Genomic DNA, 15708 nt, shown 5'->3' on the forward strand with positions numbered 1-15708 from the left:
GGCTACGGGGTTGTTTGAAGCGGTGAGGTAAACCCCGGTTTTTTGCGTTGTCTGCCAGATAGCTTTCGCGAGCAAGCCCGCTCCCACATTTGACCGCGTACACCGTTCAATGTGGGAGCGGGCTTGCTCGCGAATGCAGGCTCCGCGGTCTTTCACATTGCGACCCGCACAGTTTCAATCGCGGCCAGACCGTAACTGTCCCTGTGTACGCCACCGCTCTGCGCCTAGAATGACGGCTCCTGTCAGTTGGCTTCGGGGTTCACATGCACATTTCATCGGGTCGCTGGGTTTACGGTCTGTTCCTGGCCTTGCTGACCGCGTTGTTGTGGGGAATCCTGCCGATCAAGCTCAAGCAAGTGTTACTGGTGATGGACCCTGTGACGGTGACCTGGTTTCGCCTGCTGGTGTCTGGCGGTTGCCTGTTCATTTACCTGGCGGCCACCAGACGCCTGCCCAGCCGCAAAGTGCTCGGTCCTCGCGGTGGCTGGCTGGTGCTGATGGCCGTGCTCGGCCTGGTGGGCAACTATGTCTTGTATTTGATGGGCCTGAACCTGCTCAGCCCCGGCACCGCGCAACTGGTGGTGCAGATGGGGCCGATCATGCTGCTGATCGCCAGTCTGTTTGTGTTCAAGGAACGCTTCAGCCTGGGGCAGGGGATTGGCCTGCTGGTGCTGCTGATCGGCTTTGCGCTGTTCTTCAACCAGCGCTTGAGTGAATTGCTCACGTCGCTGACCGACTACACCGCCGGCGTGCTGCTGGTGCTGCTGGCATCCACGGTCTGGACCTTCTATGCCCTGGGGCAGAAGCAATTGCTGACGGTGTGGAATTCGCTGCAGGTGATGATGGTGATCTACCTGTTTTGCGCGGCGCTGCTGACGCCCTGGGTGCATCCGCTTGAAGCGCTGCAATTGAACCCCTTGCAGGGGTGGTTGCTGCTGGCGTGCTGTCTCAACACGCTGATTGCCTATGGCGCCTTTGCCGAGGCCTTGGCCCACTGGGAAGCTTCCCGGGTCAGCGCGACGCTGGCCATCACGCCGTTGGTGACATTTGCGGCGGTTGCCATGGCGGCATGGCTGTGGCCCGAGTATGTGCATGCCGAGACGATCAATGGGTTGGGTTATGGTGGTGCGGTGCTGGTGGTGCTGGGGTCGGCGCTGGTGGCGTTGGGGCCTTCGTTGATTGCCGGGTTGCGGGCGCGGCGGATGCGGATGGCGGTCGGTCGGTAGACCGTATTATCGTTCTTCGCGAGCAAGCCCGCTCCCACATTTGACCGCGTTCGCAGTTCAATGTGGGAGCGGGCTTGCCCGCGAAGACGGATTTTCAGGCGCTACAGATTCAGCCCTTGGCCCCAGCCTCTAGCATGTTCTCCGGCCTCACCCACGTATCGAACTCTTCATCGGTCAGGTACCCGAGTTGCAACGCCGCCTCACGCAAGGTCAGCCCTTCGCTGTAGGCCTTCTTGGCGATCTCCGCCGATTTGTCATAGCCAATGTGCGGGTTGAGCGCCGTCACCAGCATCAGGCCACGTTCCAGGTGTTCAGCCATTTTTTCCGCATCCGGCTCCAGGCCGGCCACGCAATGCTGCTGGAAGTTGCTGCAGCCATCACCGAGCAATCGGATCGATTGCAGCAGGTTATGGATGATCACCGGTTTGAACACGTTCAACTGCAAGTGGCCCTGACTGGCCGCAAAGCCGATAGCGACGTCGTTGCCCAGCACCTGGCAGGCCAGCATCGATAACGCTTCGCACTGGGTCGGGTTGACCTTGCCCGGCATGATCGAACTGCCCGGTTCATTGGCCGGCAGCCTGACTTCGGCGAAGCCGGCGCGGGGACCGGAGCCCAGCAGGCGCAGGTCGTTGGCGATTTTCATCAGGGTCACGGCGAGGGTTTTCAGCGCGCCAGACAGCGTGGTCAGCGGCTCATGGCCGGCCAGTGCGGCGAATTTGTTCGGCGCGGTGATAAACGGCAAGCCGGAGAGGGCGTCCAGTTCGGCGGCGATGGCTTCACCGAAACCGTGGGGCGAATTCAGCCCGGTGCCGACCGCTGTGCCGCCCTGGGCCAGCTCGCAGACCGCGGGCAGTGCGCTGCGGATGGCCCGCTCGGCGTAATCGAGTTGCGCGATGAAGGCCGAGATTTCCTGACCGAAGCTGATCGGTGTCGCATCCATCATGTGGGTGCGGCCGGTCTTGACCAGCTTCATATGGCGAGCAGCCAGCTCGGCCAGGCCGCCGGACAATTCGCTGATCGCCGGCAGCAAGTGCTGCTGCACCGCCTGCACGGCCGCGATGTGCATGGCAGTGGGGAAACAGTCGTTGGAACTCTGGGAGCGATTGACGTGATCGTTGGGGTGCACGGGGGACTTGCCGCCACGGGGGTTGCCAGCCAGCTCGTTGGCGCGACCGGCGATCACTTCGTTGACGTTCATGTTGCTCTGGGTGCCACTGCCGGTTTGCCAGACCACCAGCGGAAACTGGTCATCATGGTCGCCGGCGAGCACCTCGTCGGCGGCCTGCTCGATCAGACGGGCGATATCGGCGGGCAGGTCGCCGTTGCGATCATTGACCCGCGCCGCGGCTTTCTTGATCAGCGCCAGGGCATGTAACACCGCCAGCGGCATGCGTTCGGTGCCGATGGCGAAGTTGATCAGCGAGCGTTGCGTCTGAGCACCCCAATAGGCTTCATCCGGGACTTCAACCTGGCCGAGGCTGTCGGTTTCGATACGGCTCATCTTGCTCACTCCTGTAGGTCCGATTGCGCAGTTTAGGCCGTGATCGACGGCCGTGGTTCCATCAGTCTGAATTTGTCCATTCAACCCCTCTAAATCAGGTGCGACAAGGCTTGGGGTTGAGCGACACACTTTTTTAGGCGCAGAATGGATGCCCTTGGGGTCTTACCTCGCCAGCTAGAATAGGAAACTCGATGACTCGTCTTCGTGCCATCTGTACCGCCGTTGCTTTGGTCTGCGCCAGCGGCCAGGTTCTCGCCGACACTGCCAGCCATAACGCCAGTGCCGAGGCTTTCCTGACCATGGCGCACGCCGACAAACTGGGCACTCCGGTGTACATGCAAGTACAGCAGATGTTTGCCCAGCGTTTCGAACAGTCCAAAGCCCCTGAATCGAAAAAAGCCGTACTGGAAACCTACCAGGCCAAGGCTAACGCCGCTCTGGACCAGGCCATTGGCTGGAACAAGCTGAAGCCGGACATGGTCAAGCTGTACACCAGCAACTTCAGCGAATCCGAGCTCAAGGACCTGGTTGCGTTCTACCAGTCGCCACTGGGCAAGAAAGTCATGGAAAAAATGCCCCAGCTGACCCAGCAATCGGCCCAGATGACCCAGTCCAAGCTGGAAAGCGCTGTGCCGGTGGTCAACAAGCTGCTGGCTGACATGACGGCCGAGCTGGCCCCGAAAGACGCGGCTGCACCCGCCAAGAAAAAGCCTTAAGCGGAGTTCGGTATGACTATGCAACAACGCATCGAATCGACGCTGGCCCTGCTTCAGCCCGAGCATCTGCAAGTGCTGGATGAGAGCCACATGCACAGCCGTGGGCTGCAAACCCATTTCAAGGCCGTGGTGGTCAGCGCGCAGTTCGATGGCCTGAACCGGGTCAAACGCCACCAGAAAGTCTACGGCACGCTCGGCGAGCTGATGGGCGAGTTCCATGCGTTGGCGCTGCATACCTACACGCCAGAGGAATGGGCACAGATCGACGCGGCTCCGGCCTCGCCGACCTGTGCGGGCGGAGAGAAGCAGCAAAAACAGCTATAAGCTGCAAGCTGCAAGTTCAAGGCGCCGCGCTCCAAACTTGTGGCCTGAAGCTTGCCGCTAGAAGCTGCTGTTTTGCTACAATGCCCAACGCGCCGCTCACCCGGCGCGTTTTTTTTCGCATCCGGTTCACCCCTTACGAGGGTAGCCACCTGGAGATTTACCCATGACACAACAGATTGTCGTGGCGGCACTGTATAAGTTCGTCACCCTTGAAGATTACGTCGCCCTGCGCGAGCCCCTGCTGCAAGCGATGGTCGACAACGGCATCAAAGGCACCCTGCTGATTGCCGAAGAAGGCATCAACGGTACCGTGTCCGGCAGCCGTGAAGGCATCGACGGGCTGATGGCCTGGCTCAAGAACGACCCACGCATGGACGACATCGACCATAAAGAGTCGTACTGCGATGAGCAGCCGTTCTACCGCACCAAAGTCAAACTCAAGAAAGAAATCGTCACCCTCGGTGTGGAAGGCGTGGACCCGAACAAAAAGGTCGGCACCTACGTCGATCCACAGGACTGGAACGCGCTGATCAGCGACCCGCAAGTGCTGTTGATCGACACCCGCAACGATTACGAAGTCTCGATTGGCACCTTCGAAGGCGCCATCGACCCGAAAACCACCAGTTTTCGCGAATTTCCCGACTACATCAAAGCCAACTTCGACCCGGCCGTGCACAAGAAGGTTGCGATGTTCTGCACCGGCGGCATCCGCTGCGAGAAGGCGTCGAGCTACATGCTCAGCGAGGGCTTCGGTGAGGTCTACCACCTCAAGGGCGGCATCCTGAAGTACCTCGAAGAGGTGCCGCAGGAAGAAACCAAGTGGCAGGGCGACTGCTTCGTGTTCGACAACCGCGTGACCGTGCGTCACGACCTGAGCGAAGGTGACTACGATCAATGTCATGCCTGCCGCACTCCGGTCAGCATTGAAGACCGCGCGTCCGAGCATTACGTGGCCGGCATCAGTTGCCCGCATTGCTGGGATAAGCTGAGTGAGAAGACCCGTCGCAGCGCCATCGACCGGCAGAAGCAGATCGAGCTGGCCAAGGCTCGTAACCAGCCCCACCCGATCGGCTACAACTACAAGCAAGCATCCACAGAGGCCTGAACCATGTCTGCGCGCCTGCTCTATGTGATGGACCCGATGTGTTCCTGGTGCTGGGGGTTTGCCCCGGTGGCCAAGGCACTGGTCGAGCAGGCGCAAGCCGCGGGTGTGGATGTGCATCTGATCGTGGGTGGCTTGCGCACCGGTAGCGGTGCGGCGCTGGAGCCGACCACCCGACGCTATATTTTTGAGCATTGGCAGGCGGTCACCGAGGCCACTGGCCAGCCGTTCAAGTTCGAAGGCGCGCTGCCCGACGGTTTTGTCTACGATACCGAACCTGCCTGCCGGGCCTTGGTGACGGCGCGCAGCCTGGCGCCGGATTGCGCGTTGAGACTGCTCGGGCTGATTCAGCACGCATTTTATGCCGAAGGCCGTGATGTCACCCAGGCCAGCGTGTTGGTCGAGTTGGCGGAACAGGCCGGTCTGCCGCGCATCGAGTTCGCCGGTGCTTTCGATCGGGCTGATATGCACGCAGCCACCGCCGCCGATTTCACCTGGGTCCAGGACCTGGGTATCGCCGGTTTTCCTACATTGCTCGCTGAACGCAATGGTCAATTGGCATTGCTGACCAACGGCTATCAGCCTCTGAGTGTGCTGTCCCCGCTGCTCGGCCGCTGGCTGGAGCGCGCTGCCTGTGCATGACCTGCCCGATGACGTCGCCACCGCTAAACGTGTCGACCGTCTGAGCTGGGCGGAAATCCGTCGCCTGGCCCTGCATCACAAGAAGTCTCTGTGGATCGCCAACGGCGTGGCCGTGCTGGCGACCTTGTGCAGCGTGCCGATTCCCTTGCTCCTGCCGTTGCTGGTGGACGAGGTGTTGCTGGGGCACGGTGACGCCGCGCTGAAGATCATGAACCACGCGCTGCCCGAAGGCTGGCAAAAAGCGGCGGGCTACATCGGCCTGATGCTGCTGGTGACCTTGACCCTGAGGTGTACGGCGTTGCTGTTCAACGTGGTGCAGGCGAAATTGTTCGCCGGGTTGGCCAAGGACATCGTCTACCGCATTCGCATACGTCTGATCGAACGGCTCAAGCGTATCTCGCTGGGTGAATACGAAAGCCTGGGCAGTGGCACGGTGACCACGCATCTGGTCACCGACCTGGACACGCTGGACAAATTCGTAGGTGAAACCCTCAGTCGTTTCCTCGTGGCCATGCTGACCCTGGTCGGTACGGCGGGCATTCTGATGTGGATGCACTGGAAACTGGCATTGCTGATCCTGCTGTTCAACCCGCTGGTGATCTACGCCACGGTGCAACTGGGCAAACGGGTCAAGCACCTGAAAAAACTCGAGAACGACAGTACTTCGCGCTTTACCCAGGCACTGACCGAAACCCTGGATGCCATCCAGGAAGTTCGCGCCGGCAACCGTCAGGGGTTTTTCCTCGGTCGCTTGGGGCAACGCGCCCGTGACGTGCGCGACTATGCGGTGAATTCGCAATGGAAAACCGATGCGTCGAACCGGGCCAGCGGTTTGTTGTTCCAGTTCGGCATCGATATTTTCCGTGCCGCGGCCATGCTCACGGTGTTGTTCTCCGACTTGTCCATCGGCCAGATGCTCGCGGTGTTCAGCTACCTGTGGTTCATGATCGGTCCGGTCGAACAGCTGCTGAACCTGCAATATGCCTACTACGCTGCCGGCGGTGCGCTGTCGCGGATCAATGAGCTGCTGTCGCGCGCTGATGAGCCTGAATACCCGGGCGGCGTCGACCCGTTCATCGGGCGCGAGACCGTCGGGCTGGAAGTACAAGGGTTGAGCTTCGGTTACGGCGATGAACTGGTCCTGAACCAGATGAACCTGTCCATCGCCCCCGGCGAAAAGGTCGCGATCGTCGGCGCCAGTGGCGGGGGCAAGAGCACGCTGGTGCAACTGCTGCTGGGTTTGTACACGCCGTTGGCCGGAACCATTCGATTTGGCGGTTCGACCCAGCAGGAGATCGGCCTGGAAACCGTGCGGGAAAATGTTGCCGTGGTCCTGCAACATCCGGCGCTGTTCAACGACACCATCCGGGCCAACCTGACCATGGGGCGTGAGCGCACTGACGAGGCTTGCTGGCATGCACTGGAAATAGCCCAGTTGCACGGCACGGTGCGGGATTTGCCCAATGGCCTGGACAGTATCGTCGGGCGCTCCGGCGTGCGTTTGTCCGGTGGACAGCGCCAACGCCTGGCCATCGCCCGGATGGTGCTCGCCGAGCCCAAGGTGGTGATCCTCGACGAAGCCACCTCCGCGCTGGATGCCGCCACCGAATACAACCTGCACCAGGCCCTGGCGCGGTTTCTGAGCAACCGCACCACGTTGATCATTGCCCACCGCCTTTCGGCGGTGAAGCAGGCTGATCGAGTGCTGGTATTCGACGGTGGGCAAGTGGCCGAGGACGGCGACCACCAGCAGCTGATTGCCGATGGTGGTCTGTATGCCAAGCTGTATGGGCATTTGCAGCGGCACTGACCAGCAAGCAATTACTTCCAGATCACGCCCAGTGCATCGGCGCTGCCGTCATAACCGAACTGCTTCATCACGACCGAGCACGATTCGCATGGCGCCAGGGCGGTGGCGATCGTGATGGAGTCCAGATCCTTGGGATTGGGGTATTTGCCGCGGATGACACTGATTAGTTTGCTTTCGGTGTCCAGCGAGGTAGGGCGAGATGTGAGCGCAGGCGTGTAGGTTTCAATGTCATTGATGGTGCGCGGGATCGCCTGCAACTTGCCTTGGGGTGATACCTCAAGTGCGGTCTGCGGGAAGCTGACTTTATGATCGATATTGAAGTAGCTGGTGCTGCCGACTTTAACCTCATTCGTATGTCTGTTGTTGGCAAACAATGGCAGGAAACCCGTATCACCCTTGTTGCCGGAAACGCTGACATACACCTCGCGCCCCCCGGCTTTTGTCTTGATTTCGGCGAACGCGATGTTCCGGGGTTTGTGCAGGGGGCGTCGTGTTTTCTTGCTGATGAGGCGTTGCAGGCGCCTCATCGTGTCATCGATTTTTAATGCCTTGGGCCCCGCCTGCGTCGACGATGCGACGGTGATGACGTTTTCTTCAAACAGGTTGTTGAAAATTTCCGCAGTCGTTTCACGTGCGCTGTCGGGGGCAGCCTTGGACAGCGACCAGGTTGCGGCACCGTCGGTGGAAAACCGAATGATCATTCGTGTGGAATGATCGAATAAAGCCGCTTCCCCCGGGCTGGTATCAACCTTGAGCCATTTGAGTGTTTCAGGCGGATTGGCATGGCCGCCGATCGGGATGGCAATCTCATCCATCGCTTTCAGTGCTCGCTCTACCGACGCCTGGCCATGGATTCTGACCATGTTGTTGGCATTCAGAGAACCGGTGTACACCACCAATAACTCGTTTTTCAGTTCATCGGGAAGGGTGTCGGCTTTCTTGAACGTCAGGAGGTCATGCACGCCATGTCCAGATGCGCGCTCGGCGAAATAATAGTCCCCGGCGTTCAATCGCGTGAAAACGTAGTGTTTTGAACCGTCCGCCGCTTCGACAATGATACTGCCGATGTGGAAGTTATCGACGAGCTCTTCTCCCGGAACGGGGACACTGACCATGACCCGCCCATAAATACCTTTTTGAAATTCCATTGTGCCCTGAAGGGTTGAGTGGGCGCGGATCGCGTCCACTTGCATTGCAGCTCTGTTGGTCGCGGGGATGTAAGTAACATCCCCGAACCAGGGCGCCCAACCCTTGGCGGTATCAAAACTGCCGATGTCGGGTGTGGGGGCAGGGTCGCGAATGACATAGCTGGTTTTACACGGCGCGGAACCGGGCATGCGACGGATCCTGCAAGGAGCCGCCTTATAGCTGTCCTTCAGGTCCATCAGGTCGGCGCGGCGTAACACATCATCCTTCAGTCGGTAAGGTTGGTCGTCAATGAAGAGCGTCGTCCGGCCATCGACTTCAAGCACTTCGCGCACGCTGCTTTTGTCAGCCAACTCGACAATGACATTGTCCTTGGTTTTTTCCAGGGGGCTGTAGTGGGATCGCCCCAATGAGAACTCTCTCGAACGGCTGCGTAGCAAGGGGCCATAGGGCTTGGACGACAATGGATCGACCAGGTAATACCGGGCCTTGCCTGAGGACGACAGATTGCGTACGGGTACATCGTCCAGACCTCTAAGGGACGTTAACTGGTCGCCGTTGACCAAAGGTTTCCAGCGGCCCGCACCAGTGACCTGCGGCAGGCTGCGGGAGAAATTATAGTGCCCTGCACTGCCCGCCAATTCCTTGATGCGGAAAATACCGGATCTGCCGATTTTAAGTCCTTTTGATCCCAATGCCTTGAGCAGCGCTCCGATGCCGTCAAGCGGGTTCAGTGCCATCAAGCTCAAAATCAAAAACTCTTTGGTCAGCAATTTAAATGCTGGAAGTCTGGCGCGTAAGGTCAGTCGGCCGGCATTGCTGATCAGTTTTGTCGAGCCCGAAGCAAACTTGCCGATCGGTTGTGCGAATGACAACAGGTCGATGAACACTCCGAACACTCCATTGATAAGGCGTGTCTTTTCGCCTGAGGCCAGATCTTCGATACTTTTCCAGAATGGCACGAAGATTTTGATAACTTCGCGGATTTCATCTTTCTCGGCTTTTTCGCGTTCAAACTCAGTCTGCCCGGCACAGTCCTTGTAGAGCTGTTTGGGGTCTACAAACGGTAGCAGGCTGGCAATGAAATGACTGATTGCCAGGCAACGGGGTGAGGAAAGTGTCAGTGGAGTGCTGTTTGCGGTTTGCACATCGTTGGAAGGAGCGGTGAACGTATCACCTAGCTGTTCGATGATTGCCTCACAGACCGCTCCGGCGTTGGGTGCGCTCCCGATCGAATGAGCATCCCAGTCAAAGGGTAATGTCTGGTTGCGCAACACCGAAACGGAAACGGTCCCTTTGTTCATTCGCCACGTCTCGGTTTTCTGGACACCCCCGAATTGCTCCGGGTCGGGGTTTTCTACGCGGCGTATCACCCCAGCTCGGGGCAGCAGTTCGTAGGTTCTTGTTTCCTCGGCGTAGGTCGTCTGCAAAATCAGGCCGTTACGGGCTCGTAGTGGCAGGATTATTTCAGGTGTTTCGTTTTGGGCTTCTACACCGCTGGTTTCCTTTCTCAGGCTATGGATTTTGAGTTCACCCCATTCAATGGCCTGGCGATCGTCGAATGGGAGTGAGGCCAGTTGACTGCGAATCAGCGTTTTGTAAGCAGTTGTCTGTCGTTCAAAGTAATCCAGGAAGCCGTCATAGAACATCGATTTCACTTCTGGCAAGATGCCATATACCGCCGGTATCCCTGATGCTTCCCAGTAAAATGGCGACGCTACCTTTCGGTTACTGTCGATCCTGAAATAGTATTGACTGACGGCGCCATCAGCCTGCGTGTAATACCATCGTGTCTGCTCATCGAATTCATTTGAGGCGAGGATGTCGATGAGCGAATAGCGATCGTACCCCTTGCCACGGAGGGTCGGAACGCTATTCCATCGGATGGTTTCGCGTTCTTTCCTCGCCAGCTTCCTGTTTTGCGCGACAAAGCGTTTTCCAAAGAACTTTTCCGCTACGGTTTTCGCCATTGATAGTCGGTTTGGCGGGGTTTCGTTGATTCGGGTGATGGCAGTGCCGAGCGCATTGGTGTGTTTATCCAGCTCCGATAGCGCCAGTTCGATTTCGGGCTCTGTGTAATCCTCATGACGCTTAGGCAGGATGATGCCTTGGGTCACTGCCCAGTCCAGTGTCGGCAGCAGCCTTGCCAGGCTGACTTCTTTGAGTTGCTCGTCTGTCGCTCCCTCGGCCCGATCGAGAGCCAGGTTAACCAAATGCTGAAAGGTCATTCTGCACAACGCTTCGGGGTCGGTAGCGTTTATCAGGTTCACGCCATTCATGAAGTTCACCCAAACAAGGGAGCTCCGGTATGGAAGCGCGGTCGGAATATCGGTGACACGGAACTCGACCGGAAACTGGTGCAGAAACAATCGGGCCATAACAATCGCTTCTTTTTCCGACGCGGCCCGTTTTGACCTGAGTAGATGGGTCTCGAATTCGTTTCGGATGGCCGGATAACTTTTGCCCCAGTGTGAACGTGACTGCCAATCGAAACCGGCAACTTCTTCCGGTTTTTGGCTCGGTGTCTCAAACCAGATTTGCAATGCGTTGGCTATGACTTTGATGCGGATGTGCGGCGACGTTTCTTCGCCTGGTGCTCCTCCATACCAGTTCAAAGTCGACAGCAAGCCGGTTGCCAGCTTCTCGGCTTCAGGGTTTTGCAGGATTTTTTCAAGAAAAACGGTAGGAGTGGCGCGGATTTGTTCAGCGGTAGCCGACATAAGAATGTCGTTGGCCAGATGAGTGAATGGAGAAATGCCCGCCTCGGGCAGAAACGTTCTTATCGTTTCGATCGTTTCCGCACCGATGATCTGCTCTTGCACTTTTTGCATAGTGATACTTGAGGGATCGGATGAAGCTGCCCTGACAACGTTGAACACTTTGCGATCCTTTGCGCTGGGAGGACGCTTCAAGTCGACAATGTTGAAGTCGCCTTCCAGTTTCAGACGATAGCTTGCGATTTTTTCCTCAAGGGCATTGATGGCGGCTTGCTGTTCAGCCGAGTTGGTCGGATCCCAGGGGGCAAGACCGTAAAAAGTGGCCATTCCTGGCAGGCTGACAAGGCGGTCGTAACGGATCTGTCCGCCCAGCAACTTAGCCGTCTTTTCGATGCGTGCTTTAAATTCTGACCATTTTTCAGATCCGGTTAATGCCAGAACTACTTTGTTCTGGTCATCGCGATTCGACGTCTCGTAGACGCAGGTTCCGTCTTTTGCAGTGACAATCAAATAATGAGGGGACACGTTTTTACTTTTACACAGTGCTTGATACTTGCTGTCTTTCATCAAGTCTTGCAAAGCGGTTTGACCGGCTTCATTTTCTTGATCCAGCGGAGAGAGCGTGCAGGGGCTGAGCAGTGTTCGCGTGAAATGAGACATAGAGCCGACTTCTGCGCGCAGGAAAGACAGTAATAATTCATAGTCATCCAGTTGGCTCTGATGGATCTGCGCAGTGGTCGGGGTTGAATTTAGAGTTTCAGTTGATGTGCTAGTTGAAGGGGGAGTTTGCATAAGCCAGCTTCTCTTTTCGTTGCATCGGTTGGTATGCGCTCGATTGAACGAGCATTGGCGTTTCGCCACCGATTACAACGGTTCATGGCAAGGGCTGTGCGGTACATAGATAATGCACCGTTTTTGAAGAAGTCGATTTCTGTTCGAGGTCTATGGCAGGGGGGGACGGCGCTGGCGTTGCTGCAAGAGTGCTGCTCACGGTGGGCGGCAGTTCTTACTTGCCGGGATCACGAATGCCCCCTAGTCTGGCTATAGCGATTTCGTCCGGAAGACGAGCAAGCAGTGCTAATGCAAGGGACCTCATGAATCAAACGCGGACTCTCGGAACGCCACGGTTGTTGGGCATTGTCTGGCCATTTATCGCCGTTGTGTTGTTTCAAGCCTTGCTGGGCGGCGTTAGCCTTTATGTGCTGTCGGCTGTTCGTGGCTATGTTGCCGGCGAAAGCCTTTGGTCCAAGGGCCAGAAAGATGCCATCTATTACCTGAACCTCTACGCCGACAGCGGCGACGAAGGGATATTTGATAAGTACCGGAACGCCATTTCCGTGCCTCAAGGCGGGCATGAATTGCGTGTGGCGCTGGATCAGCAACCGCCAGACATCGAAGCGGCGAGGCTGGCGATCCTCAAGGGGGGCAACCACCCGGACGACGTTTCCAGCCTGATCTGGCTGTACCTCAACTTTCGTCACTTCAGTTACCTCGAAAAAGCCATCGATCTGTGGACCGTGGGGGATGCCTATCTGGCCAAGCTCGATGACGTTGCCAGGGACATGCATCAGCACATCAATACCCGCCCTGCCTCTGATGCGGATATCCAGCGCTGGAAGGAGCAGATCTTCGCGATCAATGATGAAGTGACTCCGGCGGCGAAAGCCTTCAGTGATGCACTGGGGGAAGGGTCGCGGGTCATTCTTCGTCTGCTGCTGCTGACTAACCTCGCCACTGCGCTTGGATTGATTGCGCTGGCGCTGATGCGCACCCGCAAGCTGCTCAAGCAGCGCCATGCCTTCGCCGATGCGCTGCAGCTGGAGAAAGAGCGGGCGCAGATCACCCTGCAATCGATTGGCGACGGCGTGATCACCACAGATGTTTCCGGTGCGATTGCCTATATGAACCCGGCGGCCGAGGCATTGACCCACTGGAAGGCCGAGCAGGCGACAGGCTTGCCGCTGGCAGCGCTGTTCAACCTGCTGGATGAAGAGGCCCAGGCCGATGGCTTCACCCTTATCGAGCATATTCTCAGCGGCCAGCTCAGTGGCGGCAGCGAGCACTCCAGGCTGATTCAACGCCTGGACGGCAGCACGGTGTCGGTCACACTGGTGGGCGCGCCCATCCGCAATGCCGGCAAAGTCAGCGGTACGGTGCTGGTGCTGCATGACATGACCCAGGAGCGGCAATACATCGCCAATCTGTCATGGCAGGCGACCCACGATGCCTTGACCGGACTCGCCAACCGCCGTGAATTCGAATATCGCCTGGAACAGGCGCTGCACAGCCTGACCCGCTACTCGGGGCGCCATGCCCTGATGTTCCTCGATCTGGATCAGTTCAAGCTGGTCAACGATACCTGCGGCCATGCGGCGGGCGACGAACTGTTGCGGCATATCTGCGCCTTGCTGCAGTCGGGGCTGCGCGAAGGCGATACCCTGGCGCGCCTGGGCGGCGACGAGTTTGGCATCCTGCTGGAAAACTGCGCGCCGGAAGCGGCGGAGAAAATTGCCGAGAGCCTGCGCCAGACTGTGCAGAATCTGCATTTTGTCTGGAAGGGCCGACCTTTCGTCACCACTGTCAGTATCGGGCTGGTTCATGTCGCGCAGAATCCGACGACGCTCGAAGTCTCGCTACGTGCTGCTGACATGGCGTGCTACATGGCCAAGGAAAAGGGCCGCAACCGGGTCCAGGTCTATCATCCGGATGACTCGGAACTGTCCCTGCGTTTCGGCGAAATGGCCTGGGTGCAACGTTTGCACATGGCGCTGGAGGAAAACCGCTTCTGCCTGTATGCCCAGGAAATCGTCCCCTTGGGTCATGTCGAGCAGCACGGCGGGCATATTGAAATTCTGCTGCGATTGCATGATGAAGCCGGGCGGATGATCTTGCCCGACAGCTTCATTCCGGCTGCCGAGCGTTATGGCCTGATGAGCTCGCTTGATCGTTGGGTGGTGCAGAACGTGTTCAAGATCATTGCCCAATGTCGGGCCGAGCGAAGCCAAGGCCCGCTGGCCATGTGTGCGATTAATCTGTCAGGCACGACGATCGGGGATGAGGCGTTCCTGGACTTCCTGCGTGAACAGTTTGTGACCTATTCGATTCCGCCTGAAATGATTTGTTTTGAAATTACTGAAACCAGTGCTATTTCAAATCTTGGCAGCGCCATTAGATTCATTAATGAACTCAAAGGCTTAGGATGCCATTTTTCACTGGACGACTTTTGTGCCGGAATGTCCTCATTCGCGTACCTGAAACATTTGCCTGTAGACTTCCTGAAGATCGACGGGAGTTTTGTAAAGGATATGCTGGACGACCCGATTAACCGCGCCATGGTCGAGGTGATCAATCACATCGGCCATGTCATGGGTAAGCGCACGATTGCCGAGTTTGTCGAAACGCCCCAGATCGAGCAGGCACTGCTGGAGATCGGGGTTGATTACGCTCAAGGGTATGTGATTGAACGCCCGCATCTGTTTACCAGCGATAGCTTGTTGAGTCGTCCTGCCAGGCCCCAGCCGATGTTGTTCAAGGCCCCTGGCACGTTCCGTTGAAATTCCTGCCGGTCTGACAATCACAATCAAAAGGAGCTCGACAGTGATCGACACATTCAACCGAACCGGACCGCTCATGGAAGCTGCAAGTTACCCTGCCTGGGCCCAGCGCCTGATCCAGGATTGCAGCGAGAGCAAGCGCCGGGTTGTCGAACACGAACTGTACCAACGCATGCGAGACAACAAGCTCAGTGCGAAGACCATGCGCCAATACCTGATCGGTGGTTGGCCGGTGGTCGAACAGTTCGCGTTGTATATGGCAAAAAACCTGACCAAGACCCGCTTCGCCCGTCATCCCGGCGAAGACATGGCCCGTCGCTGGCTGATGCGCAACATCCGCGTCGAATTGAACCACGCCGATTATTGGGTGCACTGGAGTCGCGCGCACGGTGTCAGCCTTGAGGACCTGCAGGCACAGCAGGTTGCACCGGAGCTTCACGCGTTGAGCCATTGGTGCTGGCACACCAGTTCGGCCGACTCGCTGATCGTTGCGATTGCCGCCACCAACTACGCCATCGAAGGAGCGACCGGGGAATGGTCGGCGCTCGTGTGTTCCAACGGTATCTACGCCGCCTCGTTCCCCGAGGAGGATCGCAAGCGGGCGATGAAGTGGTTGAAGATGCATGCCCAGTACGACGATGCCCATCCGTGGGAAGCCCTGGAAATCATCTGCACATTGGCGGGCACCAACCCGAGCAAATCCCTGCAGGTGGAATTGCGCCAGGCCGTTTGCAAGAGTTACGACTACATGTACCTGTTTCTCGAGCGTTGCATGCAATTGGAGCACGCAGAGCGGGCGCCGGTCGTGCGTGAGCGGATGGCATTGGCCGAAGGCTGATTCAGCTATCACGCAATAAAACTGTGGGAGCGGGCTTGCTCGCGAAAGCGGAGTGTCATTCAGCTTAGATGTCAGCTGATACGCCGCCTTCGCGAGCAAGCCCGCTCCCACATTGTCTTGTGTCGCAGC

At 57.8% G+C, this 15708-nt stretch carries 10 protein-coding genes; 8 read left to right on the top strand and 2 right to left on the bottom strand.

All coding sequences use genetic code 11. From position 1 onward, the window contains the following. Positions 1-263 precede the first annotated feature (263 nt). Positions 264-1226 (top strand): DMT family transporter, encoded by a 963-nt coding sequence (locus AC3WN7_RS07470; RefSeq protein WP_095966335.1) that lies wholly within the window; start codon positions 264-266, stop codon positions 1224-1226. A 109-nt stretch (positions 1227-1335) separates the two neighbouring features. On the opposite strand, the gene AC3WN7_RS07475 is transcribed toward AC3WN7_RS07470, so the two are convergent. Beyond that, positions 1336-2730 (bottom strand): class II fumarate hydratase, encoded by a 1395-nt coding sequence (locus AC3WN7_RS07475; RefSeq protein WP_102674268.1) that lies wholly within the window; start codon positions 2728-2730, stop codon positions 1336-1338. 191 nt (positions 2731-2921) lie between these two features. Between AC3WN7_RS07475 and AC3WN7_RS07480 the strand changes: the two genes are divergently transcribed. The 5 genes from AC3WN7_RS07480 (at position 2922) to AC3WN7_RS07500 (ending at position 7324) form a co-directional block, all read left to right on the top strand. Beyond that, complete coding sequence (locus AC3WN7_RS07480) at positions 2922-3446, top strand: DUF2059 domain-containing protein (protein WP_015093967.1); 525 nt, start codon at positions 2922-2924, stop codon at positions 3444-3446. Positions 3447-3458: 12 nt separating this feature from the next. Continuing rightward, positions 3459-3770: a BolA family protein gene (locus AC3WN7_RS07485; RefSeq protein WP_102674267.1), complete on the top strand. Its 312-nt coding sequence runs from the start codon at positions 3459-3461 to the stop codon at positions 3768-3770. A 163-nt stretch (positions 3771-3933) separates the two neighbouring features. Then, on the top strand, positions 3934-4875 hold the full coding sequence (gene trhO / locus AC3WN7_RS07490; RefSeq protein ID WP_095966339.1) for an oxygen-dependent tRNA uridine(34) hydroxylase TrhO: 942 nt from the start codon (positions 3934-3936) through the stop codon (positions 4873-4875). Positions 4876-4911: 36 nt separating this feature from the next. Next, positions 4912-5514: a DsbA family protein gene (locus tag AC3WN7_RS07495; protein ID WP_172435727.1), complete on the top strand. Its 603-nt coding sequence runs from the start codon at positions 4912-4914 to the stop codon at positions 5512-5514. Further along, positions 5507-7324, top strand: a complete 1818-nt coding sequence (locus AC3WN7_RS07500; protein ID WP_102674266.1) for an ABC transporter ATP-binding protein — start codon at positions 5507-5509, stop codon at positions 7322-7324. The genes AC3WN7_RS07495 and AC3WN7_RS07500 overlap by 8 nt, the downstream gene beginning before the upstream one ends. An 11-nt stretch (positions 7325-7335) precedes the next feature. Here AC3WN7_RS07500 and AC3WN7_RS07505 read toward each other — a convergent pair whose 3' ends face one another. Further along, complete coding sequence (locus AC3WN7_RS07505; RefSeq protein WP_102674265.1) at positions 7336-11979, bottom strand: deaminase domain-containing protein; 4644 nt, start codon at positions 11977-11979, stop codon at positions 7336-7338. Positions 11980-12281: 302 nt separating this feature from the next. On the opposite strand from AC3WN7_RS07505, the gene AC3WN7_RS07510 reads away from it, so the two are divergent. Then, entirely contained in the window at positions 12282-14741 is a 2460-nt protein-coding gene (locus AC3WN7_RS07510) for an EAL domain-containing protein (RefSeq protein ID WP_095966343.1), read from the top strand. A gap of 76 nt (positions 14742-14817) precedes the next feature. Then, entirely contained in the window at positions 14818-15579 is a 762-nt protein-coding gene (locus tag AC3WN7_RS07515) for an iron-containing redox enzyme family protein (RefSeq protein WP_219735577.1), read from the top strand. The last annotated feature ends 129 nt before the right edge of the window (positions 15580-15708 follow it).

Source organism: Pseudomonas sp. FW305-70, assembly GCF_058783925.1.